18 protein-coding genes and 2 riboswitches are annotated in these 21,396 nt (G+C 75.0%); of the genes, 10 read left to right on the top strand and 8 right to left on the bottom strand.

Annotated elements, in window-relative coordinates:
• Positions 1-52 precede the first annotated feature (52 nt).
• On the bottom strand, positions 53-856 hold the full coding sequence (locus ACIBP6_RS02780; RefSeq protein ID WP_397048095.1) for an alpha/beta fold hydrolase: 804 nt from the start codon (positions 854-856) through the stop codon (positions 53-55).
• 45 nt (positions 857-901) lie between these two features.
• Complete coding sequence (locus ACIBP6_RS02775; protein ID WP_397048093.1) at positions 902-3,241, bottom strand: AAA family ATPase; 2,340 nt, start codon at positions 3,239-3,241, stop codon at positions 902-904.
• Between the two features lie 95 nt (positions 3,242-3,336).
• A riboswitch (adenosylcobalamin (AdoCbl) riboswitch) is annotated at positions 3,337-3,485 on the top strand.
• Positions 3,486-3,487: 2 nt separating this feature from the next.
• Between ACIBP6_RS02775 and ACIBP6_RS02770 the strand changes: the two genes are divergently transcribed.
• From ACIBP6_RS02770 to ACIBP6_RS02745, 6 genes are read left to right on the top strand one after another with little or no spacing between them, the layout of a single operon-like run.
• On the top strand, positions 3,488-3,685 hold the full coding sequence (locus ACIBP6_RS02770) for a CbtB domain-containing protein (protein WP_111182096.1): 198 nt from the start codon (positions 3,488-3,490) through the stop codon (positions 3,683-3,685).
• A 9-nt stretch (positions 3,686-3,694) separates the two neighbouring features.
• On the top strand, positions 3,695-4,435 hold the full coding sequence (locus tag ACIBP6_RS02765; protein WP_397048091.1) for a CbtA family protein: 741 nt from the start codon (positions 3,695-3,697) through the stop codon (positions 4,433-4,435).
• 4 nt (positions 4,436-4,439) lie between these two features.
• Positions 4,440-4,982: a histidine phosphatase family protein gene (locus ACIBP6_RS02760; RefSeq protein ID WP_397048089.1), complete on the top strand. Its 543-nt coding sequence runs from the start codon at positions 4,440-4,442 to the stop codon at positions 4,980-4,982.
• Positions 4,979-7,252 carry a VWA domain-containing protein gene (locus ACIBP6_RS02755; RefSeq protein ID WP_397048087.1) on the top strand — a complete coding sequence of 758 codons (2,274 nt, stop codon included), beginning with the start codon at positions 4,979-4,981 and terminating at the stop codon, positions 7,250-7,252. The genes ACIBP6_RS02760 and ACIBP6_RS02755 overlap by 4 nt, the downstream gene beginning before the upstream one ends.
• Before the next feature lie 2 nt (positions 7,253-7,254).
• Positions 7,255-7,857, top strand: coding sequence for a cob(I)yrinic acid a,c-diamide adenosyltransferase (gene cobO / locus ACIBP6_RS02750; protein WP_397049279.1), 603 nt, complete (start codon positions 7,255-7,257; stop codon positions 7,855-7,857).
• Positions 7,851-9,188 (top strand): cobyrinate a,c-diamide synthase, encoded by a 1,338-nt coding sequence (locus ACIBP6_RS02745; protein ID WP_397048085.1) that lies wholly within the window; start codon positions 7,851-7,853, stop codon positions 9,186-9,188. Before cobO ends, ACIBP6_RS02745 begins: the two co-directional genes overlap by 7 nt.
• Here ACIBP6_RS02745 and cobN read toward each other — a convergent pair.
• Positions 9,143-12,742, bottom strand: coding sequence for a cobaltochelatase subunit CobN (gene cobN, locus ACIBP6_RS02740; RefSeq protein ID WP_397048083.1), 3,600 nt, complete (start codon positions 12,740-12,742; stop codon positions 9,143-9,145). The genes ACIBP6_RS02745 and cobN overlap by 46 nt on opposite strands.
• A gap of 35 nt (positions 12,743-12,777) precedes the next feature.
• Positions 12,778-12,976, bottom strand: a riboswitch (cobalamin riboswitch).
• 17 nt (positions 12,977-12,993) lie between these two features.
• Between cobN and cobG the strand changes: the two genes are divergently transcribed.
• Genes cobG through ACIBP6_RS02725 form a run of 3 tightly spaced genes read left to right on the top strand, consistent with a single transcriptional unit; the run spans position 12,994 to position 16,330 of the window.
• Positions 12,994-14,229: a precorrin-3B synthase gene (cobG, locus tag ACIBP6_RS02735; protein ID WP_397048081.1), complete on the top strand. Its 1,236-nt coding sequence runs from the start codon at positions 12,994-12,996 to the stop codon at positions 14,227-14,229.
• The gene (locus ACIBP6_RS02730) at positions 14,226-14,846 is read left to right on the top strand and encodes a precorrin-8X methylmutase (protein ID WP_397048079.1); all 621 of its coding nucleotides are present in this window, start codon (positions 14,226-14,228) and stop codon (positions 14,844-14,846) included. The genes cobG and ACIBP6_RS02730 overlap by 4 nt, the downstream gene beginning before the upstream one ends.
• 5 nt (positions 14,847-14,851) lie before the next feature.
• On the top strand, positions 14,852-16,330 hold the full coding sequence (locus ACIBP6_RS02725) for a precorrin-2 C(20)-methyltransferase (RefSeq protein WP_397048077.1): 1,479 nt from the start codon (positions 14,852-14,854) through the stop codon (positions 16,328-16,330).
• Here ACIBP6_RS02725 and ACIBP6_RS02720 read toward each other — a convergent pair.
• The 4 genes from ACIBP6_RS02720 to ACIBP6_RS02705 all read right to left on the bottom strand — a co-directional run bounded on the left by ACIBP6_RS02720 (position 16,321) and on the right by ACIBP6_RS02705 (position 19,620).
• The gene (locus tag ACIBP6_RS02720; protein ID WP_397048075.1) at positions 16,321-17,097 is read right to left on the bottom strand and encodes a cobalt-precorrin-6A reductase; all 777 of its coding nucleotides are present in this window, start codon (positions 17,095-17,097) and stop codon (positions 16,321-16,323) included. The two genes, ACIBP6_RS02725 and ACIBP6_RS02720, sit on opposite strands and share 10 nt — an antisense overlap.
• The gene (gene cobM, locus ACIBP6_RS02715; RefSeq protein WP_397048073.1) at positions 17,082-17,927 is read right to left on the bottom strand and encodes a precorrin-4 C(11)-methyltransferase; all 846 of its coding nucleotides are present in this window, start codon (positions 17,925-17,927) and stop codon (positions 17,082-17,084) included. The genes ACIBP6_RS02720 and cobM overlap by 16 nt, the downstream gene beginning before the upstream one ends.
• Positions 17,928-18,019: 92 nt before the next feature.
• The gene (cbiE, locus tag ACIBP6_RS02710) at positions 18,020-19,237 is read right to left on the bottom strand and encodes a precorrin-6y C5,15-methyltransferase (decarboxylating) subunit CbiE (protein WP_397048072.1); all 1,218 of its coding nucleotides are present in this window, start codon (positions 19,235-19,237) and stop codon (positions 18,020-18,022) included.
• Positions 19,234-19,620: a pyridoxamine 5'-phosphate oxidase family protein gene (locus ACIBP6_RS02705; RefSeq protein ID WP_397048070.1), complete on the bottom strand. Its 387-nt coding sequence runs from the start codon at positions 19,618-19,620 to the stop codon at positions 19,234-19,236. Before ACIBP6_RS02705 ends, cbiE begins: the two co-directional genes overlap by 4 nt.
• An 80-nt stretch (positions 19,621-19,700) precedes the next feature.
• On the opposite strand from ACIBP6_RS02705, the gene cobF reads away from it, so the two are divergent.
• Positions 19,701-20,450 carry a precorrin-6A synthase (deacetylating) gene (gene cobF, locus ACIBP6_RS02700; RefSeq protein WP_397048068.1) on the top strand — a complete coding sequence of 250 codons (750 nt, stop codon included), beginning with the start codon at positions 19,701-19,703 and terminating at the stop codon, positions 20,448-20,450.
• On the opposite strand, the gene ACIBP6_RS02695 is transcribed toward cobF, so the two are convergent.
• A complete protein-coding gene (locus tag ACIBP6_RS02695) occupies positions 20,451-21,317 on the bottom strand; it encodes a TIGR03620 family F420-dependent LLM class oxidoreductase (protein ID WP_397048067.1) in 867 nt (288 codons plus the stop codon).
• Positions 21,318-21,396 lie beyond the last annotated feature (79 nt).

Below are 21,396 nucleotides of genomic sequence, written 5' to 3'. Positions count from 1 at the left end.
TCGGGGCTCGAACCCGATCGACGCCGGAAGCCGAGGGACCGCGACCGCGCGGTCAGCCGGTGAGGATCTCGGCGAGTTCCGCGGGGTGGGCCAGGTGGGGGAAGTGGCCGCTGTCCGGCAGGACGTTGACGGCGACCTCGGGCAGGGCGGACTCCAGCCAGCTCCGGTAGGCCGGGGGCAGCGGGTTGCCGCTGACGTGGTGATAGGCGATCCCGCGTTCGCGGATGGCCGCCAGGTCACGGGTGCGGAGCCGGGTCAGCTCCTCCGCGGGTGTGTCGAGCAGCTCGGCCCAGTAGCCGAGCAGCAGGTCCGGCCTGGGGGTCGTGGCCGTCCGCACGAGCTCGCGCGCGGCGGGCGGCAGGAGATCGGCGTGCATCCCGGCGACCATGGACTCCCACACCTGCCGCCAGCCGGGGCCGCGCAGCCGCGGTTCCGCCTGGAGCAGCACGTCGCGGAAGCCGCCGACCAGCAGCGGCTGGTCCACGTTGACCACGCCACGAGCCGGATGGGTCGCGGCGTAGACCGTCGCCAGCGCGCCGCCGAGCGAATGCCCCACGATGATCGGCGCGTCGAGCCCGGCGGCGGTCACCGCCTGGTGCACCACCTCGACGACCTCCTCGGAGTGGTAGGAGTCGCGGCGTGGCGAGCCCCCGTGTCCCGGCAGGTCGAAGGCGAGCGCGCGGCGCCCCGGATCGATGTCGGCCAGCTCGCGCAGGACCGGTACCCACTGCCGCCGGTCATAGGTCAGACCGTGCAGGAAGACCAGCGGCGGGCGGTCATCGGCTGTGCCATGGCTGTCGGCCGCGAGGCCCCCGAAATACTCCGGCATGTACGTCTCCCGTTCGTGAAACTCCACCAGGGAGGCGTGACCTCACGGTGCACGAATCGTTCGTGGCGCGCGTCACAGGCGCCAGCGGCCCGGCCCGCCGGGTGCCGGCTGATACCGGAAGAACCGGCCGGTGCGCAGCGACGCCCTCAGATGGGCCCCCGCCAGCGGTGCCGCCGGCTCGATCCGCTGCACGGTCGCCCACAACGCCCGCGTCGCGTTCACCCGCGCCCGTTCGGTCTCGGCGTCATGGACCCGGGGCCGGCCGCCGAGCCCGGTGGCGCGCCGCAGCTCGGCCAGCAGCGCCGTTCTCTCCGCCTGCAGCGTGGCGGCCCGTCCGGCGTCGCCGGCACGGTCGGCCCCGTCGAGCTGCTCGTCGAGCTGCCGCACCCGCCGCCGGTACGCCGCACGCGCGGCGGCGTCCAGGACCGGCTCCCCGGCGGACGCCCGCAACCCGGGCCCGCCCGCCACGAGGTCCAGCGCCGGGATCTCCTGCCCGGGTGCGGCCAGCAGCGTCCGCAGATACCGCACGCCTCGCCCGTCGCGGAGCCGTACCGTCTCCGGACCGGCGTCGAGCCGCCAGTCGTCGCCGTCCCTGGTCAGCCGCCACTCGTCGGGGGGCGGCGCGAGCTCGGCGAGCAGTCCCGCCAGGCCCAGACGCTCGGCGATCGAGCGTGCCCTGGCGAGATCGTCGCCGGCCCGGTCTCCGGCGGCCGACGCCCGCGCGACCAGGGTGTGGGCGAGCCAGGGCAGGGCCCCGATCCGCTCCTCCGTCTCGACCGCGCGGTCGAGGTGGGACAGCGCGTCGCCGGTACGGCCCAGCCGGGCCGCGAGGCGGCCGAGATAGTCGTCGACCGGGCCGGCGATCGTGTTGGCGCCGCCCCAGACGACCAGGCGCCCTCGGTACGGAAGCAGCGCGGCGTACAAGGCCTCGGCGGCCGCCGGCTCACCGGCTCCGGAGGCCACGATCGCGAGATCGGCCACCGCGCCGATCCACCGCGGCCCGGATCCGGCGAGTACGGCGGGCAGCAGCCGCTCCAGTTCGAGACCCGCCTCGACGCCCCGGCCGGACTCGGCCAGCGCCCTGGCCGCCGTCGCCTCGAAGAAGTGCCCGGGCAGCCGCCGGGCGAGGTCCTGCCACACCCCCACGTGGGCCGCGACGTCACCCCGCATCACGTCGATCGCGCTGCGCAGCGACCCGACCAGGCGCTCGGTGTCGGCCAGCCCGGCCCGCCGGCCGCGCACGGCGACCTCCTCGGCGAGCACCGCGGCCGTGTCGAAGCGGCCGCGGACGGTGGCGAGCATCGACTGCCGAGCCAGCACCATCACCGCCGCCTCGGCGTCTCCGGCCAGCTCGCCGGCTCTGGAGTACGCGGTCAGCGCGGCCTCGGCACTCGCGAGCTCGCCGAGCTCGGCCAAGGCCACGAAGCGCCAGAACAGCCCGCGCCGCTCGGCCTCGCCGTCGCCTGTCAGCCGCGCCTGCTCCACGATCTGGGCGGCCGTGGTCAGGCGTTCCTGAGCGGCGGCCGGATCCCACAGCGCGTGGAGCCGGGCGTCGAGCACCTCGGCGACCGCGCCGGGGTCGGCCGCCGTCCGGGCGGCGGCCGACGCGTCGTCGATCAGTTCCCGCCGGCGTGCCGCGGCCGACGGGTCGCCCAGCAGCTCGCGGGCGAGCCGGGCCAGCACCCTGGCTCGGGTGGCGGGGGGCGACGGACGCCCGGCCGCCGCCTCCAGCAGGCGGACCAGCCCGGCGTCGAGGTCGAGGAACGCCGCGCGCGACGGCGTGGACAGAGCGAGGTGGATCACCGGGTCAGCGGCGGGGTCGAGCCCGGCCAGCTCGTCCGCCAGGGTGAGGGCGGCTCCGGGGAGCCCGCCCGAGGCCAGCCACACCGCGTGAACCGCTCCGGCCGGCAGATCGGGAACCAGCTCGGCGAGCTGGCCCTCCGTGAGGCCGCGCAGGCGCAGCTCCGGCGTCAGCCCGAGGGGGTCGGAGCCGGCCGCGAGGAGCCCTGCTCCCGCAGCGGACGTGAGGTCGGCGAGACGTTCCGCGGCCTGTGGACCGGCACGGTCGACGTCGTCGATGAGCATGAGGCGCGGGCCGTCCCGGGCGATCGACCGCCCGTCGGGGTCGGTGCGGGAGACCGACGGGCCGTCCCGGGCGATCCACTGCCCGTCGGGGTCGGTGCGGGAGACCGACGGGCCGTCCCGGGCGATCAGCCGGGAGAGGTCGTCGGCGTCCATGCGGGAGACCGGGATGGCCCGCGCGCGGGCGAGTTCCGCCGCCGCGTCGAGCAACGCCGTCTTGCCGGCTCCGGCAGGCCCCGTGACGAAGAGGTGCCCGCCGGACCCCGCGGCGACCCGGTCGAGCAGTCGCTCCACCGCCGCCAGTTCCCTGCGGCGTGCGATCAGGCTCACGAGCGCAGCGTATCGACCGCCGCACGAGCCGCCCCCATCTGCCCCGTACGCGACGGACCCCTCGATTGTTGACGGGAACGGGAGGAAAGGATACGTTCCGGTAGATTTCACGGTTGCCCGAGGGAAATCCGGTGAGAAGCCGGTGCGGTCGCGCCACTGTATCCGGGACATGGATCCCGGGAGCCAGGTCGCTCGGGCCCCTGTGACCTCAACAGATCGGGACGCGTCATCCCTGAGGAGGCATGTATGAGTGACCTGACCACTCCTTCGTCCGTTTCTTCCATCCCCTTCCCCCGCCTGCGCCCATGGCTGGCGGTCGTGCCGCTGCTGCTGATCGTCGGCTACCTGGTGCTCATGGACAACGGCGCCCTCTCCCAGGCGGGGCCGTTCCTGCACGAACTCATGCACGACGGGCGTCATCTGCTCGGCGTTCCGTGCCACTAGGGACGTCAGATGGTACGCACCCTGCTGGTCAGGGGCCTGCTCGCGGGCCTGCTGGCCGGGATCGTCGCGGGCGGGTTCGCGTTCGTCTTCGGTGAGCCGCACCTGGACGCCGCGATCGCGCTGGAGGAAGGGGCGGCGGCTCCGGCCGCCGCGCACGTACATGACCATGAGCACGGAGACGAAGGGGCGCTCGGCAGGCCGGTGCAGAAGGCCGGGCTGTTCCTCGCCACCGGGCTCTACGGGGTCGCCGTCGGCGGGGTCTTCGCCCTGGTCTTCGCTGGACTGCGTGGGCGGGTCGGCCCGCGATCGGACGGCGGGCTGGCGCTGGCCGCCGCTGGGACGGCGTTCGGGGCGATCATTCTCGTGCCGTTCGTGAAATATCCGGCGAACCCGCCGGCGGTGGGCGACCCTGCCACGATCGACCAGCGGACCCTGCTCTACGTGGTGATGATCCTCGTCGGCCTGGCCGCGACCGCGGTCGCGGTGGCCACCGGGCGTCGCGTCACGGCGGGCCCGTGGGCGCGGTGGGGCATGGCCGCCGCCGCGTTCCTGGTGCCGGTCGTCGCGGCGTGGGTGCTGCTGCCGGGGATGGACGAGGTGCCCGAGGGGTTCCCCGCCACGTTGCTGTGGGAGTTCAGGGTCGCGTCCCTGGGGACGCAGCTGGTGTTCTGGACGGCGTTCGGCGTGCTGTTCGGCTTGCTGAGCGACCGGGCGGCGCGCCGGTCCGCCGTGGCCGCCGTAGCGGGCTGAGCAGGTGCTGTTCGTCCGTCATGCCGGCACGCCGGGAATGCGAGCGGCCCGCTTCCCGGCGAACGAGGACCCCGACCCCTCCAGCCTCTCCCGGGCCCCCGCCCTGCGGGCGGACCGCGTGTGGTCCGCGCCGAGCACGGCGGCGGTGCGGACTGCCGTCGCCATGGGGCTGGAGCCCGTGGTGGCGGACGTGCTCGCGGAGGCGGACTGCGGGCGGTGGCGCGGGCTCGCGTACGCGGAGGTCGCGGAGCGGGAGCCGGAGGCGCTGGCGCGGTGGCTGTCGGATCCGCACGCGACGCCGCACGGCGGCGAGAGCCTGGCCGCGCTGGCGGCGCGCGTCGCCGGCTGGCTGGAGGGGACGCGCGCGGAGCCGTCCGGCGTCGTCGTGTGCGACGTGGGCGTGATCCGCGCCGCGCTCGGCCACGCGCTGGGGTTGCCGCCGCTCGCCGCCGCCCGCTTCGACCTCGCGCCTTTGTCCACCACCGAGCTGACCGCCACGCGGGACGGCTGGCGGGTGGCCCATGTCAATCGGAAGGTCCCGTCTTGATCGTCACGTATCCGTTCAGCGCCGTCGTCGGGCTCGACGACCTGAAGCTGGCGCTGGTGCTCAACGCCGTCTCGCCGCGGACCGGCGGCGTGCTCGTACGCGGGGAGAAGGGCACCGCCAAGTCGACCATCGTGCGGGCGCTGGCCGCCCAGCTGCCGCCCGTACAGGTGGTGGCCGGGTGCCGCTTCGCCTGCGACCCGGCCGCGCCCGATCCGGGCTGCCCCGACGGGCCGCACGAGCCCGGCTCGGCGGTCCTGCGCCGTCCGGCGGCGCTGGTCGAGCTGCCGGTGGGCGCGTCGGAGGACCGCCTGGTCGGCTCGCTCGACGTCGAACGGGCGCTCACCGAGGGGGTGAAGGCGTTCGAGCCGGGCCTGCTGGCGGCGGCACACCGTGGCGTGCTGTACGTGGACGAGGTCAACCTGCTCCACGACCACCTCGTGGACCTGCTGCTCGACGCCGCCGCCCTCGGCACCTGCTACGTGGAGCGCGAGTCGGTGTCGGTACGGCACGCCGCCCGCTTCCTCCTGGTCGGCACCATGAACCCGGAGGAGGGTGAGCTGCGCCCGCAGCTGCTCGACCGGTTCGGGCTGACGGTGGAGGTGCGGGCCTCCCGTAACCCGGACGAACGCGCCGAGGTCGTACGGCGGCGGCTCGCGTTCGACGCCGATCCCGAGGCGTTCGCCGTCCGGTGGGCCGCCGAGGAGGCGGCGCTGGCGGCGCGGATCGCGCAGGCCAGAGCCCGGGTGCCCGGCGTCCGGCTGCCGGACGCGCGGCTGCGGCAGATCGCCGCCGTGTGCGCCGGGTTCGAGGTGGACGGCCTGCGCGCCGACCTGGTCACGGCCAACGCCGCCATCGCGCACGCGGCCTGGCACGGGCGCGAGGCCGTGACGACCGACGACGTACGCGCCGCGGCCCGCCTGTCCCTGCCGCACCGCCGTCGCCGCGACCCGTTCGACGCGCCGGGGCTGGACGAGTCGTTGCTGGAGGAACTGCTGGACCGGACGAGCGGCGAGGACGACCCGCCCGAGGGCCCGTCCGGCGGCGGGCCGGGCGGCCCGTCCGGCGACGGCTCCTCCGGCGACGGCACGGACGCGGCTCCCGGTGGCGGACGGTGCGACGGCCCCGGGGGTGAGGCGGACGGCTCCGCCGACCAGGGCGGCACAGGCCGGGACGCCACCGATGGCTCAACTCGAACCGGCGCGGATGGCGCGGGCCGCGATGGCACAGGTCTCGATGGCGCAGGTCTCGATGGCGCAGGTCTCGATGGCGCAGGTCAAGGTGGCACGGATCCGGATGGTCCGGGCGCGGATGGCGCGGATGGTGCCGGCCCGGATGGTGCGGGTGGCCGGGGTGGCGCGGTGGCGGTGGCGGCGGCGCCGTACCGGGTGCCGTTGCTGGACGTGCCCGGCGTCGGTGACGGTGTGGCGGGACGGCGGTCAAGGTCCAGGACGGCGCACGGCCGGGCGACCGGCGCCCGCCGTCCCGCCGGCCGCGTGCGCGACCTGCACCTCACGGCGACCGTGCTGGCGGCGGCGCCGCACCAGGCGGCGCGCGGGCGGACGGGCCCGGGGCTGGTGCTGCGCGAGGACGACCTGCGTGAGGTCCTGCGCGAGGGCAGGGAGGGCAACCTCGTGCTGTTCGTGGTGGACGCGAGCGGCTCGATGGCGGCCCGCAAGCGGATGAGCGCGGTGAAGACGGCGGTGCTCAGCCTGCTGCTCGACGCCTACCAGCGACGCGACAAGATCGGCCTGGTGACCTTCCGCGGCGCGGGCGCCGAGGTGGCGTTGCCGCCGACCTCGTCGGTGGAGGCGGGCGCGGCCAGGTTGCGCTCGTTGCCGACCGGAGGGCGGACGCCGCTCGCGGCCGGGCTGGTACGCGCGGCGGAGGTGCTGCGCGTGGAGCGGCTGCGCGACCCGGCCAGGCGTCCGCTCCTGGTGCTGGTGACCGACGGCCGCGCCACGGCGGGCGGCGACGTGGACCGGGCCGCCGCCCTGCTCACGGGCACGACGAGCGTGGTGGTGGACTGCGAGAGCGGCCCTGTGCGGCTCGGCCTGGCGGTCCGGCTGGCCGCCCGGCTGGGAGCGCGGCTGGTGCCCCTCGACTCCCTGGACGCCCGTTCGGGCCGCGGCTCCGATCTCGGGGCGGTCGTCCGCGACCACAGGAACGCGACCGACCGCGACCGCAGAAGCCCGGCGGCCGGGGGCGACGGGGGCTCGCGAGCCCGCGACTACGGCGGCTCGGGAATCCGTACCTACAGGAAGGCGGTTTGACCATGCCGCAGGGGAAGCCCGCCGTCGTGCCGGACGACGGCCTCACCACGCGTCAGCGCCGCACGAAGCCGCTGCTGATCGTGCACACCGGCCCGGGGAAGGGCAAGTCGACGGCGGCGTTCGGGATGGCGCTGCGGGCGTGGAACCAGGGGTGGCCGATCGGGGTGTTCCAGTTCGTCAAGTCGGCCAAGTGGCGCATCGGCGAGGAGCGGGCGCTGAAGGTGCTCGGCGGGACGGGCGAGGGCGGCACGGTGACCTGGCACAAGATGGGCGAGGGCTGGTCGTGGATCCAGCGTCCCGGCACCGAGGAGGACCACGCGGCCGACGCCAGGGAGGGCTGGGAGCAGATCAAGCGGGACCTGGCGGCCGAGACGTACCGGTTCTACGTGCTGGACGAGTTCACGTACCCGCTCAAATGGGGGTGGCTGGAGCTGGACGACGTGCTCGCGACGCTCACGTCGCGGCCGGGCAACCAGCACGTGGTGATCACTGGCAGGGACGCGCCCGAGCGGCTGGTCGAGGTCGCCGATCTGGTGACGGAGATGGGCAAGGTACGCCATCCCATGGACGCCGGCCAGAAGGGCCAGAAGGGCATCGAGTGGTAGTTCCGCGGCTCGTGGTCGCCGCGCCCGCGTCCGGCAGCGGCAAGACGACGGTGGCGACGGGGCTGATGGCGGCGCTGCGGGCGCGGGGGCTGCGGGTCTCGCCGCACAAGGTGGGCCCCGACTACATCGACCCCGGGTACCACGCGCTGGCCGCCGGGCGTCCCGGCCGGAACCTGGACCCGTGGCTGACCGGCGAGGAGCTGGTGGCGCCGCTGTTCCTGCACGGGGCCGCCGGGTGCGACGTCGCCGTGGTCGAAGGCGTGATGGGGATGTTCGACGGCAGGGGGGAAACGGACTTCGCCTCCACCGCGCACGTCGCCAGGCTGCTGGACGCCCCGGTGGTGCTGGTCGTGGACGCGGCGCGGCAGAGCCGGTCGGTGGCGGCGGTGGTGCACGGGTTCGCCACGTTCGACCCTCGCGTGCGGATGGGCGGGGTGGTGCTGAACCGGGTCGGCTCCGACCGCCACGAGGCGCTCTGCCGGGCCGCGCTGGCACAGGCCGGGGTGCCGGTGCTCGGCGCGATCCGCCGGGACGACGCCGTCTCGGCACCGTCCCGGCACCTGGGGCTGGTGCCCGCGGCCGAGCGTGAGCCCGAGGCGGTGGCCGCCGTCGACCGGCTGGCCGCGCTGGTGGCGGACTCCTGCGACCTGGAAGCGCTCGTACGGCTGGCCCGCTCGGCCCCGCCGCTGCCGGCCGAGGCATGGGACCCCGCGCGGGCCCTCGGTGGGCCGGCGGCTGGCAGGCCGGTGGTGGCCGTCGCCGGTGGGGCGGCGTTCACGTTCGGGTATGCCGAGCATGCCGAGCTGCTGCGGGCCGCGGGTGCGGAGGTCGCGGTGTTCGACCCGCTCAGGGACGATCGGCTGCCAGAAGGGACGGCCGCGCTGGTCGTCGGCGGGGGCTTTCCCGAGGTGTACGCGGCCGAGCTGGCGGCCAACGACCCGCTGCGCGCCCAGGTGGCGGCCTTTCGCGGGCCGATCGCCGCCGAGTGCGCCGGCCTGCTCTACCTGTGCGCGGAGCTGGACGGGCGGCGCATGTGCGGCCGGGTGCCCGGCGTCGCGCGCATGACCGACCGGCTGACGCTCGGCTACCGCGAGGCCGTCGCCCTCGGGGACTCTCCGCTGACGCGGGCGGGCGAGCGTTACCGGGGGCACGAGTTCCACCGCACCGCCGTCGCGTACGAGCGGGCGCCGCTGTTCCGCTGGGACGGCGGCGCCGACGGGTACGGCGACGCCCAGGTGACCGCGTCCTACCTGCACCTGCACTGGGCCGGGCGGCCGGAGCTGGCTCAGCGGCTGGTGTCGTCCTCCAGGTCGCCCTCGGTCTTGAGGTAGACCTCCTGCAGGCCGCGCAGGAGGTCGGGGTCCGGGTGCTCCCACATGCCGCGCTCGGCCGCCTCCAGGAGGCGTTCGGCGATGCCGTGCAGGGCCCACGGGTTCGATTCGGCCAGGAACGCCCGGTTCTCCGGGTCCAGCACGTACGTCTCGGCCAGCTTGTCGTACATCCAGTCGGCGACCACCCCCGTGGTGGCGTCGTAGCCGAACAGGTAGTCGACGGTGGCGGCCAGCTCGAACGCGCCCTTGTAGCCGTGCCTGCGCATCGCCGCGAGCCAGCGCGGGTTGACCACCCGGGCGCGGAAGACGCGGGAGGTCTCCTCCGACAGGCTGCGGGTGCGTACGGCGTCGGGGCGGGTGCTGTCGCCGACGTACGCGGCCGGTGCCCGGCCGGTGAGCGCCCGGACGGTGGCGATCATGCCGCCGTGGTACTGGAAGTAGTCGTCGGAGTCGGCGATGTCGTGCTCGCGGGTGTCGACGTTCTTGGCGGCCACGGCGATCCGGCGGTAGGCGTCCTCCATCTGCGGGCGGGCGGCGACGCCGTCGAGGTCGCGGCCGTAGGCGTAGCCGCCCCACACCGCGTACACCTCGGCCAGGTCGGTGTCGTCGCGCCAGTTGCGGCTGTCGATCAGCGGCAGGATCCCGGCCCCGTACGCGCCGGGCGCCGAGCCGAAGATGCGCATCGTGGCCTGGCGCTCGTCGCCGCCGTCGGCCCGGACGTGGGCTTTGACGTAGTTGTCCGTGTCGGGCTCGTCCAGGCCGGCGGCCAGGCGTACGGCGTCGTCGAGCATCGCGACCACGTGCGGGAAGGCGTCCCGGAAGAAGCCGCTGATGCGAATGGTGACGTCGATCCTCGGCCGGCCCAGCTCGGCGAGCGGGATCGGCTCCAGGGCGGTGACGCGGCGGGAGGCCTCGTCCCATTCGGGACGGATGCCGAGCAGGGCCAGCACCTCGGCCACGTCGTCGCCCGCCGTGCGCATGGCGCTGGTGCCCCAGACGGACAGGCCGACCGAGCGCGGCCACTCGCCGGTGTCGGTGCGGTAGCGCTCCAGGAGCGACTCCGCCATCGCCTGGCCGGTCTCCCAGGCCAGGCGGCTGGGGACCGCGCGGGGGTCGACCGAGTAGAAGTTCCGCCCGGTCGGCAGCACGTTGACCAGCCCGCGCAGCGGCGAACCGCTCGGCCCGGCGGGGACGTAGCCGCCGTCCAGGGCGTGCAGCACGTGGTCGATCTCGTCGGTGGTACGCGCGAGGCGCGGCACCATCTCGGTCGCCGCGAACCGCAGGATCCGACCCACCAGCCGGACACTCTCAGGGGCGGTCGGCGAGAGGATCGTCTCGGCGGTCTCTTCCGCCGCGTCCGGGGACCATCCGCGTTCCTCCATGGCTTCCACCAGGGCGCGGGCCGTCGCCTCCGCTCGGTCCACGGCGCCGAGACCCGCCGTGCCGTCCTCGGCCAGGCCGAGGGCCTCGCGCAGGCCGGGCAGCGTCTCGCGGCCCGCCCACATCTGACGGGCCCGCAACATCGCGAGCACCAGGTCCACCCGCGCCGCCCCGGCCGGCGCCTGGCCGAGGACGTGCAGGCCGTCGCGGATCTGCGCGTCCTTCACCTCGCACAACCACCCGTCGACGTGCAGCAGGAAGTCGTCGAACTCGCTGTCGTGCGGCCGGTCCGCCAGCCCCAGGTCGTGGTCGAGCCGGGCGGCCTGGATCAGCGTCCAGATCTGCGCCCGGATCGCGGGGAGCTTGGCCGGGTCCATCGCGGCGATCGTGGCGTGCTCGTCGAGCAGCTGCTCCAGCCGCGCGATGTCGCCGTACGATTCCGCCCGCGCCATCGGCGGCACCAGGTGGTCCACCAGCACGGCGTGCGCCCGCCGCTTGGCCTGCGTGCCCTCCCCCGGGTCGTTCACCAGGAACGGGTAGACCAGCGGCAGGTCCCCGATGGCCGCGTCGGGGCCGCAGGCGGCCGACAGGCCCGCCGACTTGCCCGGCAGCCACTCCAGGTTGCCGTGCTTGCCGACGTGCACCATCGCGTGCGCGCCGAACTCCTCGGAGAGCCAGCGGTAGGCGGCCAGGTAGTGGTGGCTGGGCGGCAGGTCGGGGTCGTGGTAGATCGCGATCGGGTTCTCGCCGAAGCCGCGCGGCGGCTGCACCATCACCACGACGTTCCCGGCCCGCAGCGCGGCCAGCACGATGTCGCCCTCGTGCACGAACAGCTCGCCCGGCGGCGGCCCCCAGTGCCGTTCCATCCCGGCCCGCAGCTCCTCGGGCAGCGTGCGGTACCAGCGTTCGTAGGAGGCGGCGGAGATGCGTACCGGGTTGGCCGCGAGGGCCTCCTCGGTGAGCCAGTCGGGGTCCTGGCCGCCGGCGGCGATCAGGGCGTGGATCAGCGCGTCGCCGTCCTGCGCGGCCACGCCGGGGAAGCCCTCGCCCACGTCGTACCCGGCCTCGGCGAGCCGGGTCAGCAGCCGGACGACGCTGGCCGGGGTGTCCAGGCCGACCGCGTTGCCGATCCTGGAGTGTTTCGTCGGGTACGCCGACAACATCACCACCAGCCGCCGCTCGGCGGGCGCGGTGTGGCGGAGCAGCCCGTGACGTACCGCGATGCCGGCCACCCGTGCGGCCCGCTCGGCGTCGGCGACGTAGACGGTGAGCCCGTCGCGGTCGATCTCCTTGAACGAGAACGGCACGGTGATGATCCGCCCGTCGAACTCGGGGATCGCCACCTGCGAGGCCGCGTCCAGCGGGGACAGGCCGTCGTCGTTCTCCTCCCACGCCTGCCGGGAGGTGGTCAGGCAGAGACCCTGCAGGATCGGCACGTCCAGCGTGGCCAGCGCGCCGACGTCCCACGCCTCGTCGTCGCCGCCCGCGCCCGCCGTGGCCGGGCGCGCGCCGCCCGCCGCCAGTACGGTCACGACCAGCGCGTCAGCCGTACGCAGGGTCTCGATCAGCTCGGGCTCGGCCGTGCGCAGGGACGAGCAGAAGACCGGCAGCGCCTGACCGCCGGCGTCCTCGATGGCCGCGCAGAGCGTCTCGACGAACGCGGTGTTGCCCGCCAAGTGGTGCGCGCGGTAGTAGAGCACGCCGATCACCGGCCCGCGCGTGGACCGGGCTTCGCGCGCCGGCCGCCCCCACGACGGCGTCGGGGCGGGCGGGGCGAACCCGTGCCCGGTCAGCAGCACCGTGTCCGACAGGAACGCGTGCAGCTCGGTCAGGTTGTCCGGCCCTCCGTGCGCCAGGTAGGCGTGGGCCTGGGCGCACACACCGCCGGCGACCGTGGACAGCTCCATCAGCTCGGCGTCCGGAGCCTGCTCGCCGCCCAGCACCACGACCGGGCGCGGCCCGGCCAGCAGCGCGTCGAGGCCCTCCTCCCAGGCGCGCCGGCCGCCGAGGAGCCGTACCACGACGAGGTCGACGCCCTCCAGCAGCTCGGGCAGGTCGTCAGGGGCGAGCCTGGCGGGGTTGCCCAGGCGGTAGGCCGCGCCGCCGGCGCGGGCGCTCAGCAGGTCGGTGTCGGAAGTGGAGAGCAGCAGGACGGTACGGCTGTCGCCTGGCACGGCGCAATCCTCCCTCGGGGTCCTCGCCCCAGTAGCGGGTGACGCGACGGCAGGAGTCTCCTGGCTCCCGGATCAGCGCTCACCCCGACCTTCCCACCCGTCGCCGGGCAGTGGCCTTGCGGTGGGGTTCGCTCCCCAGTCACAGTGGCGGGACCGCGCCGGTTTCGCACCGGCTTCCTCCCTTTGCCATCGCCTACCGGGAGCCTACGGCAGAACTGCCGCTTCACAGAAGTGGCGTTACCATCCTCCTCGTGCCCATAGCCGACTATTCCGGGCAAGCGCCTCCCGCCGCCGGCCCGGGACCGCTCCAGCCGCACACCCCCGTCCCTGGCCACCTCGACGTCCCGGAAGCAGGCGAAACCACCCCCGAGCGTGTGCGTCCCGATGCCTGCCCGGGCGCTCTGCAGGTGCACGAGGCCGCCGACGGCGCGCTCGCCCGCGTCCGCGTGCCCGGCGGCGCGATCTCCGCCGCCCAGCTCAGGGAGCTGGCCGCGTGCGCGGCGCGGCTCGGCTCGGGCGTGATCGAGCTGACCTCCCGGGCGAACGTCCAGGTGCGCGGCCTGCGCTCCCCCGGGGACTTCGCCGCGCGGATCGCCGCCGCCGGCCTCCTGCCCTCCCCCGCCCACGAGCGCGTACGCAACATCGTCGCCTCACCCCTCGGCGGACGCGGCCCGCACGGCCTCCTCGACCCGCAACCCCTGGTGGAGGCCCTGGACCGCGCCCTGTGCGCCCGCCCCCGCCTGGCCGACCTGCCGGGCCGCTTCCTGTTCGCCGTGGACGACGGCACGGGCGACGTCATCGGCCTGAACGCCGACATCACGTACGTTCCCGGCCACGGCCTCCTCCTGGCCGGCGCCGGCACCGCGCTCCCCGCCGACGCCCGGACCGCCGCCGGCCTCATGCTCGCCGCCGCCGAAGCCTTCCTCGACGAACGCGCCCAGTCCTGGCGTCTCGCCGAGATCCCGGACGGCGCCGCCCGGATCGCCGCGCGCCTCGGCCTGGACGGCTCCGCCACGGTGCCCCGGCCCTCCGGGGAGTCCGGCGCGCGGCGGGCCGGGGTCGTCCCGCAGCGGGATGGGCGGGTGGCGCTGGAGGCCGTCGTGCCGCTCGGGCGGCTCAGCGGCGCGCAGGCGGTGGCGATCGCCGCACAAGGCGCGCCCGTGCGGCTGACACCGTGGCGCAGCGTGATCCTGCTGGACCTGGCCCCCGAGGCGGCCGACCACGCGGCCGAAGCGCTCAGCGCGGCCGGGCTGGTCACCGACCCGGCCTCCCCCTGGATCGGCGTGACCGCCTGCACCGGCCGTCCGGGATGCGCCAAGTCACGCGCCGACGTGCAGGAGGACGCCCGCCGCTGGGTGGCCGCCCTGGACGCTCCCCCACCGACGCCCGTGCACTGGGCGGGCTGCGAACGCCGCTGCGGACTCCCCCGCGGTGATGTCGTGCAGATGGTCGCCACCGGCGACGGATACGAGGAAAGGCACCCTTGACCGACTACATCCGCGACGGAGCCGAGATCTACCGGCGTTCGTTCGCCACGATCCGCGCCGAGGCCGACCTCGACGGGATGCCGCCCGAGGTGGCGCAGGTGGCGGTACGCATGATCCACGCCTGCGGCATGACCGACCTCGTGACGGACCTGGACTGGTCGCCGTCCGTGGTCGTCCGCGCGAGGCAGGCGCTGCGCCGGGGCGCGCCCGTGCTGTGCGACGCGAACATGGTCGCCGCCGGCGTCACCCGGCGCCGCCTGCCCGCCGACAACGACGTGGTCTGCACGCTGACCGATCCGAGCGTGCCGGACCTGGCCGCGAGGCTCGGCACCACCCGCAGCGCCGCCGCACTCGAACTGTGGCGCGACCGCCTCGACGGCGCGGTGGTCGCGGTGGGCAACGCGCCGACGGCCCTGTTCCGGCTGCTGGAGCTGGTCGCCGAGGGCGCGGGCCGACCGGCCGCGGTGCTCGGCATCCCGGTCGGCTTCATCGGGGCGGCCGAGTCCAAGCGGGCGCTGGCCGACAGCGACCTGGATCACCTGGTGGTGCACGGCCGCCGCGGCGGCAGTGCCATGACGGCGGCGGCGGTCAACGCCATCGCGAGCGAGGAAGAGTGAACGCGGTGACGGGACGGCTGTACGGGGTGGGGCTCGGACCGGGGGATCCGGAGCTGGTCACGGTGAAGACGGCGCGGCTGATCGGCGCGGCCGACGTGCTCGCCTACCACTCGGCCCGGCACGGGCGCAGCATCGCCCGCTCGATCGCGGAGCCGTACATGCGGGACGGCCAGATCGAGGAGCTGCTGCTCTACCCGCTGACCACGGAGACCACCGACCATCCGGGCGGCTACCAGGGCGCGCTGGACGACTTCTACGCCGACTGCGCCGAGCGGCTGGCCGCCCACCTGGACGCCGGGCGGACCGTGGTCGTGCTGGCCGAGGGCGACCCGCTGTTCTACGGCTCGTACATGCACATGCACAAGCGGCTCGCCCACCGCTTCCCGACCGAGGTGGTGCCCGGGGTGACCTCGGTCAGCGCCGCCTCCGCCGTGCTCGGCCGGCCGCTGGTCGAGCGGGACGAGGTGCTCACCGTGCTGCCCGGCACGCTGCCCGCCGACGTGCTGGCCGAGAAGCTGGCCGGCACCGACTCGGCGGCGGTGCTCAAGCTGGGGCGGACGTTCGGCAAGGTCCGCGACGCCCTGGCGCAGGCCGGCCGGCTGGACGACGCCTGGTACGTCGAGCGCGCCACCATGGCCGCCCAGCGGGTCGCGCCGCTGAAGGACGTGGACCCGGACGGCGTGCCGTACTTCTCGATGGCCCTGCTCGCCAGCCCGTCCGAACGGACGTTCGTGCCCGAGCCCGCGCCCGCCGCGACCGCGGGCGAGGTCGTGGTGGTCGGGCTCGGCCCGGCGGGGCGGCCGTGGCTGACGCCGGAGGCGCAGGAGGCGCTGGCGGCGGCCACCGACATCGTCGGCTACGGCCCGTACGTGGACCGGGTGGCGCCGAACCCGCGCCAGCGGCGGCACCGTACCGACAACCGGGTGGAGGCCGAGCGGGCCCGGCACGCGCTGGAGCTGGCCCGCGAGGGCGCCCGGGTGGCGGTGGTGTCGTCCGGGGATCCGGGCGTGTTCGCCATGGCGAGCGCGGTGCTGGAGGTCGCGGCGGACTTCCCCGACGTGCCGGTGCGGGTGGTCCCCGGGCTGACGGCCGCGCAGGCGGTGGCCAGTCGGGTGGGTGCGCCGCTGGGGCACGACTACTGCGTGCTGTCGCTGTCGGACCTGCTCAAGCCGTGGGAGGTGGTGGCCGGCCGGCTGGAGGCCGCCGCCCGCGCGGACCTGGTGCTGGCGTTGTACAACCCGGCCTCGCGCAGCCGTACGTGGCAGCTGCCCGCCGCCCGCGACATCCTGCTGCGGCACCGCGACCCCGCCACCCCGGTGGTGATCGGACGGAACGTCGGCGGCGCGGAGGAGACCGTCACCGTCACCACGCTCGGCGAGCTGGACCCGGACCAGGTGGACATGCGCTGCCTGCTGATCATCGGCTCCTCCACGACCCGCCTCACCCCCCAGGGCACCGTCTACACCCCCCGCCGCTACCCCTGAGCCGCCCAGGCCGCCGCGGCCTCGACGGTGTCCACCAGGTGGACGCCTCGGGGCAGTGGCGGCCGGTTCACCATGATCACCGGTAGGCCGAGCTCGCGCGCCGCGACGAGCTTGGCGGTGGTCATCCCGCCGCCGCTGTCCTTGGTGACCAGCACGTCCAGGCGGTGCCCGCGGATGAGCTGCCGTTCGCCTTCCACGGTGTACGGGCCCCGGTCGAGCAGCACGTGCACGTTGCCGGGCACGGGCGGCTCCGGCGGGTCCACCGACCTGGCCAGCAGCCACACCCCCGCCACTCTGGTGAAAACGGGCAGGCTCCGCCGCCCGGTGGTGAGGAACACCCGCACCGGCCGGTCGGCGGGCAGGTGGTGACCACCGTCGGGGGCGCTCCTCCAGCGGGCCAGGCGGCCGGCGGCCTCCTCCAGCGAGGCGACGCGATGCCAGCGGTCGTCCGGGCCCTCCTGCCAGCCCGGCCGGCGCAGGACCAGCAGCGGCACGCCGGTCCTGGCCGACGCCTGCGCGGCCGAGGCCGTCATCCGGGCGGCGAACGGATGCGTGGCGTCCACCAGCGCGTCGATGCGTTCGTCGGCCAGCCACCGGGCCAGCCCGTCCGGACCGCCGAAGCCGCCCTCGCGGACCTCCCCCACCGGAAGCCGCGGGTTGCTCACCCGCCCGGCCAGCGACGACACCACGTGCGGCCCGCGGCCGGTCAGTTCGGCGGCGAGGGCCCGCGCCTCGGCGGTGCCCCCGAGGATCAGGACCCGCCGCACGCCCGCTCCGGTTCGTCGAGCCCCTGTTCAGGGCGGCCCTGTCCCGCTCCGTCCCGTACGGACCGGTCCGGTTCCGCCGGGTTCCGTTCGGGTCGGGTGCGGGCGGCGCTGTAGAGGTGGCTGTCGGGGAACTGGGTCGCGGAGAGCACGCGGCCGACGACGATCACCGCGGTACGGCGGATGCCGGCCTCGTGGACCTGGCCGGCGATGGTCGCCAGCGTCCCGCGCAGGATCACCTCGTCGGCGCGGCTGGCCCGGGCCACCACCGCCGCCGGGCAGTCCACCCCGTACGACGGGAGCAGCTCGGCCACCACCGCGTCGATCCGCTGCACGGCGAGGTGCAGCACCATCGTGGCCCCGCTCGCGCCCAGGGTCCGCAAATCCTCACCCGGCGGCATCGGGGTGGCGCGCGCCGACGTGCGGGTCAGGATGATCGTCTGCCCGACTCCGGGCACGGTCAGCTCCCGTCCCAGCGAGGCCGCCGCCGCCGCGAACGCCGGCACCCCGGGCACCACCTCGTACGGCACCCCGAGCGCGTCCAGCCGCCGCATCTGCTCGGCCACCGCGCTGAACACCGACGGGTCGCCGGAGTGCAACCGCGCCACGTCGAGCCCGTCGGCGTGGGCGGCGGCGAGCCCGGCCACGATCTCGTCGAGCGTCAGGTTCGCGGTGTCCACCAGCCGTGCCCCAGGAGGGCAGGAGTCGAGCAGCTCCCGGGGCACCAGCGACCCCGCGTACAGGCAGACCGGCGACGACTCCAGCCGGCGCAACCCGCGCAAGGTGATCAGGTCGGCGGCGCCGGGGCCCGCCCCGATGAAGTACACGGTCACAACGAGTCCTTCCAGATGACCGACCACACGGTCATGGCGAGTCCTTCCTGATGTCCGGCCCGGTCACGGCGAGCCTCGCTCCGGCGACCGGGTCACAGCGCGTCCCTCCTGGTGACCGACCACACGGTCACCGGCATCGCGGCTCGCCAGCCGGTGAACGAGCCGACGGGCGAGGCCCGCTGCACGGCCAGCCGGACGAGGTCGCCGCCGACCCGGGCGTACCACCCGGCGACGACGGCCTCCGACTCCAGGGTGACGGCGTTCACCACGAGCCTGCCGCCGGGACGCAACGCGTCCCAGCAGGTCTCCAGCAGCCCGGGCACGGTCGCGCCACCGCCGACGAACACCGCGTCCGGCGCCGGCAGGCCCGCCAGCGCGGCGGGCGCCCGGCCTTCGACGACCCGCAGCCCGGGCACGCCGAGCCGGTCGGCGTTGCGGGCGATGGCGGCGGCGCGGTCGGCGCGGCTCTCGATCGCCACGGCCGCGCAGGACGGATGGCCGCGCATCCATTCGACGGCGATGCTGCCCGCCCCGGCGCCCACGTCCCACAGCAGCTCGCCGGGCAGCGGCGCGAGCCGGGACAGGCTCACCGCGCGGACCTCCCGCTTGGTGAGCTGCCCGTCGTGCTCGTACGCCGCGTCGGGCAGGCCCGGCACGCGGGCGAGCGGTTCGGCCTCGGGCCCGGGGACGCATTCGACGGCGATCACGTTCAGCGCCGAGCGGGCCGGGCCCGTCCAGGTGTCGGCGGTCGCCGCCGTGACGGATTCGCACGCCGCCCCCAGGTCGCACAGGACGGTCATCGGGCTGGGGCCGTACCCGAGCCCGGAGACCAGCCCCGCCACCAGGGACGGAGAGTCGACCCCGGAGCCCAGCGCGACGACCCGCCGCCCCGGCACGACGGCCGCGTTCAGCGCGGCGGCGGGCCGGCCGACGAGGCTGACGACGTCCACCTGCTCGACCGGCCAGCCGAGCCGGGCGCACGCCAGCGACAGCGACGACACGTGCGGCAGCACCCTGACCTCGCAGGGCCCGAGGAGCCGGACCAGCGTCGAGCCGATGCCGTGGAACATCGGGTCGCCACTGGCCAGCACGCAGATCTCACGTCCGGCGTAGCGCTCCATGAGCGCGGGCAGCGCGGGCAGCAGCGGCGACGGCCAGGCCACCCGCTCGGCGGCGGTGGCGGGCGACGCGGGCACGAGGTCGAGCTGCCGGGCAGCCCCCATGAGGACCTCGGCCGCCTCGACCGCGCGCCGGGAGCCGGGCGCCAGCCCGTCCCAGCCGTCCGCGCCGATCCCGACGACGGTGATCAAACGTTGCCCAGCACGCGCGTCACCTGGATCTCCAGGACCACCCGGGACGGGTTCGGCCGGGGCGGCTTGTAACGGGCGGCGTAGCGGCGCTCGGCGTCGGCCACCTGCTCCGGTTCGGTACGCACCACCGCCCAGCCCTCCAGCGTCGACCAGCGGCGGCCGTCCACCTGGGTGAGCGCGACCGGCGCGCCGGACTCGCCGATGAGCCGGGCCTTGACGGAGGACCCCGAGGTGATCACCCGGGCGGTCGCGGTCGTCAGGTCCAGCGTCGCGCCCACCGGCACCGCGTGCGGCGGGCCGCCGGGGCGCGCGGTGGAGAGCGTGCACAGGTGCCGCTCCTGCCAGAATGCGGCGAAGGCGTCGCCCTGCTCGGCCAGGTTCACAGTCCTCCTCGGTGGAATACGCGCCGCACATCGTATATCTGCTGCTTTAGCGCGATTTATGCGTCCCTACACTCTTACGAGTGAAGCGTCTCCTCATCATCGGCATCGGCGCCGGGGATCCCGACCATCTCACCCTCCAGGCCGTCAAGGCCATCGCGGCCACGGACGTGTTCTTCATCGTGGACAAGGGCGAGGTCAAGCACGATCTGGTGCAGCTGCGGCTGGACCTCATCGCCGAGCACGGCCGGCCGCCGTACCGGATCGCCGAGGCGCGCGACCCCGACCGCGACCGCACCGCGCCCGCGTACGCCGCCGCCGTGGACGACTGGCGCGCCCGCCGCGCGCGGGCGTGCGAGGCGCTGATCCGCGACGAGCTCGGCGACGGCCGGACCGGCGCGTTCCTGGTGTGGGGCGACCCCGGCGTGTACGACAGCACGCTCGCCATCGTCGAGGACATCCTCGCCCGCGGGAACGTCGCCTTCGACTACGAGGTCATCCCCGGGGTCAGCAGCGTGGCCGCGCTGACCGCCCGCCACCGCACGAGCCTGACGCGGGTCGGCCGCCCTGTGCACCTCACCACCGGCCGCCGCCTGGCCGAGCAGGGCCCGACCGCGGACGACGTGGTGATCATGCTGGACGCCCACTGCTCGTTCACCGGCCTCGACGACCACCACATCCACTGGGGCGCCTACCTGGGCACGCCCGACGAGATCCTCATCTCCGGCCCGGTGTCCGAGGTCGGCGAGCGCATCCGCGAGGTACGCGCCGAGGCCCGCGCCCGCAAGGGCTGGATCATGGACACGTACCTGCTGCGCCGCCTGGAGGAGTGATCACAGGAGCGCTCCGGCGAGCTCACGCCAGTGGGGCATCGCCGTCTCCCCCGGCCGGAGCCCGATGACCTGTACGGCGACGTGGTCGGCGCCGGCCGCGACGTGGGCGTGGAGCTTGCGGACGACGGTGTCCAGGTCGCCCCAGAACACGAAGTCGTCGACGAGCCGGTCGCTGCCGCCGCCGGCGAGGTCCTCGTCCGTGTACCCCAGCCGGCGGAACTTCGCCACGTTGTAGGGGGTGCTCAGGTAGCGCGCCAGGTGCTCGCGCGCGACCGCGCGGGCCTCGGCGGGATCGGGCTCGAACACCACCGGATGCTCGACGGCCAGGAACGCGTCCGGGCCGAGGATGTCCCGCGCCTGCGCGGTGTGCGCCACGTTGACGTGGTAGGTCTGGGCGCCGGCGGCCCGGTCGCGCGCCAGTTCGAGCATCTTGGGCCCGTACGCGGCCAGGATGCGGCGCATCGGCGCCTTCGGCACGGGGTTGACCGTCTCCAGCGCGTCCATCTCGTCCAGGTACGCGCTCATGGCCGCGAGCGGCTTGGTCTCCGGCCGCCGCTCCCCGCCGAACCCCAGCCCGAGCACGTGCCGATCGGGGTAGGCGTCGGCCAGCAACAGGGCGGCGCCGTACGTCCACCGGGCCCCGCGCGACCAGATCCGCGCGATGCCGTTGACGACGTGCATACGCTCGGTGCAGGAGAGCAGATAGCCCGCGTGCGTGAACGCCTCACGCCCCAGCAGCTCGGGGATCCAGAACGCCCGCCATCCCAGCGCCTCGAGCTCCTGGATCGACTCGCGCATCAGCGCGGCCGGCTGCTGCTCGAAGTCGAAGGTGTAGATCCCGAACGTCCCCAGATCCATGCCGTCCATGCCCATGACTTACCTCTCCCCCGAAACGGACATATCGAAATATCGCGTATTTCCGATATGTCGGGCAACACGACACCGC

The organism is Nonomuraea terrae (assembly GCF_044465245.1).
In the GTDB taxonomy this organism is placed as follows: Bacteria; Actinomycetota; Actinomycetes; order Streptosporangiales; family Streptosporangiaceae; genus Nonomuraea; species Nonomuraea terrae.
The sequence above is the reverse complement of the archived record's forward strand: the minus strand, read 5'-3'. Positions and strand labels throughout refer to the sequence as shown.